This window comes from Prevotella sp. (assembly GCF_036570325.1).
Taxonomy (GTDB): Bacteria; Bacteroidota; Bacteroidia; order Bacteroidales; family Bacteroidaceae; genus Prevotella.
Genome location: NZ_DATCYK010000099.1, coordinates 1 through 2,433 on the forward strand (window position 1 = coordinate 1; position 2,433 = coordinate 2,433).

At 50.6% G+C, this 2,433-nt stretch carries 2 protein-coding genes; one reads left to right on the plus strand and one right to left on the minus strand.

All coding sequences use genetic code 11. From position 1 onward, the window contains the following. Positions 1-520 precede the first annotated feature (520 nt). Positions 521-886 (plus strand): DUF488 domain-containing protein, encoded by a 366-nt coding sequence (locus tag VIR50_RS09950; protein WP_331934975.1) that lies wholly within the window; start codon positions 521-523, stop codon positions 884-886. An 89-nt stretch (positions 887-975) separates the two neighbouring features. Here the strand turns inward: VIR50_RS09950 and VIR50_RS09955 are convergent. Beyond that, on the minus strand, positions 976-2,433 hold a 1,458-nt coding region (locus VIR50_RS09955; protein WP_331934976.1), incomplete at its 5' end, for a DUF6377 domain-containing protein.

The window sequence follows — 2,433 nt, forward strand, 5'->3', positions numbered from 1 at the left end:
ACGAGTTGACAAGTAAACAAGTTGATGGTATCAACATATGAGGCAGATAATGAAAGACGACCTTTTATAGGCTAAAAGCAGCCCTTTAAAGCGATGAGAACAGCCCTTTCAGGCGATAACGGCGGCCCTTTCACATGACAAAAAAAAGCCATATCTAATCTCCGCCAAGGAGGTAGATATGGCATGACTGTATAACTTAATTTTAAATAATCGACTTGCCCACCGGCAAATCGTCTCCGTACATGAAGCCTTATGGATGAGAGAATCGTAGGCCATAGGGTCCTTGCCCGTGTACTAAATACGCTGTTGAGAAACCCTCGCAGGCTTCTTGACAGCTAAGGCCGGGACTAAATAGGACTGACCTTTTACTATAATAAGGACGAAAATGGAAAAACCCTTGCTCGGAAACACCATTTTTAACAACTTTTTCGTATTTCGCAATGATGATATGTTTACCTTTGCCATGGACGACTTGCCGAGAAAGACAAACACGTCACCATCATTTTATACACTAAAGGATATGAAGCAGTTAAAAATAAAACGAGTTTACGAAGCGCCCGAGGAAGCCGACGGCTATCGCGTTTTGACCGATAAGCTATGGCCCCGTGGGCTGAAAAAAGAACAAGCGGCCATCGACGAATGGGCCAAGGCCATTACTCCGACCACCAGCCTACGGCAATGGTTTGGCCATAAACCCGAGAATTTTCAGGCCTTTGCTGACAAATACCGAGCCGAACTCGATACCAACGCCGACGCACCGGCCTTTGCCGACCACTGCCAAAGGCTGTTAGAGGAAACCAATGTTACCTTGCTTTACGGCGCACGCGACAAAGATTGTAACCACGCCATCGTGTTACGACTATGGATATTGGGCCAAGAAAAATGAATATCGGTCCACAACGCAAAGCAGAAAGCAGGCCATCGACCCACGGATAGCCCCATAAAAGCAAAACGAATCCTTGCCCGAGGCCGACGCTACATGCCTATCTCTTTCACTCGGTGCTCAAACTCCTCACGCCGGCAAAGGGCCTTGTTCTTGATGCGGGCACGGTAATTATAAATAGAGTTGGGCGAGTAGCGCAGGAACTCGGCGATACGTGAGCTCTCCTCTATACCCAAACGAATGAGCGCAAAGATACGCAAATCGGTGGTGAGCTGGCTCTTCGAGGGCGGCTGTATGCGATGTTCGGGCTTGAGCAAGGCGTTGAAATCAGGCACGAAGTTAGGGAACAACCCGAGGAACACGGCGTCAAAATTGTCGAACAGCTCGTGTATCTCGTCCTCCTTGAGCTGCTCCGAGCTGGTCATTTTCATGAGATCGGTGAGCTGGTTGGCCTTTAACTTACGGTTAACACGCATGCGGTAGGCGTCGAGTTTGTCGATATAGGCCGAGCAAGTGCTGAGGAACTTGGCAATATATTCGTCCTTTACCTTACTCGTCTCGCTGAGTTGCACGTTGAGTTTCTCCAACTCATCGTTCTGCCCGCTAAGCTGTTGGTTGAGCTCTTTCAGTTGGTCATTGATGCGGCGCAGGTCGTTGCGGGCCAAAGAAAGTTGTTTTTTCTTGCGCAAAACGTAGAGAAACGAGGCCAATAGGAACAACAACAGCACGCTTACGGCCGCTATGAGCCATCGCAACTGGTTGTTGGCAGTGCGCAGATTGGCCTTGTAGGTGTCGCTGATAATGCCGAGCACGGGCGATACCAACCACGAACGAAGGTGGGTATTGTAGCGTTGGGTGCAGCCCCAAGAGTATTCTATGTAGCGATTGGAGCGCTCCAGATTGCCCTCACGGCTCAAAACCTCGGCCAAGCTCCATAGCGACGCCTGATCCATCACGGCGTTACGGATGTCGCTCAAGGCCGAAAGGGCCAACCAATATTTACGCAAGTCGCTCTTTCCCAGCCTGTTATATATTTCCGAACGAAAGAAAGCCATGTTGGCATACTCGGGCGTGTTGCGCTCCACTTGGTTGAGCCAAAGGTCGGATAGGCGCAAGGCACCCTTGTAATCACCGGCCGCGAGCCCCGCCACAATCTTGCGCCAAAGGTACAGATTGGCATTGGGCGACAGCATGTTGCACAGCGAGTCACGATAAAGCTCGGACAACCGACGGCTCTGCTCCTTAATGGCCTCGTCCTTGGAGTAATAGCTCATTTCGCCGTAAAGATGGTTCATGCAGTCGTAGTAGTCGATGAGTTGCTGCCCGCGGAGCACGCCCCGGTTTATCTTACGCTGGTAGCTGATGGCCTCATGGTAAAATCCGGTGGCCGCGTATTGGTGGGTGAGCGCTATATAATCGCTCTGTAACAATTGGGGTTGGCCCATGCGGCCGGCCAATTCCCTACAAATATGAAGATAATGCAGGGCCGAGTCGTTCATCAACGACTTGTACTGCTCAAACAAGTCCCACGCCAATTGGTGGCGACCCAT

What these genes read in the sequence shown, in the direction of transcription:
- VIR50_RS09950 (WP_331934975.1), top strand. Translation starts at nt 521, where the DNA reads ATGAAGCAGTTAAAAATAAAACGAGTTTACGAAGCGCCCGAGGAAGCC.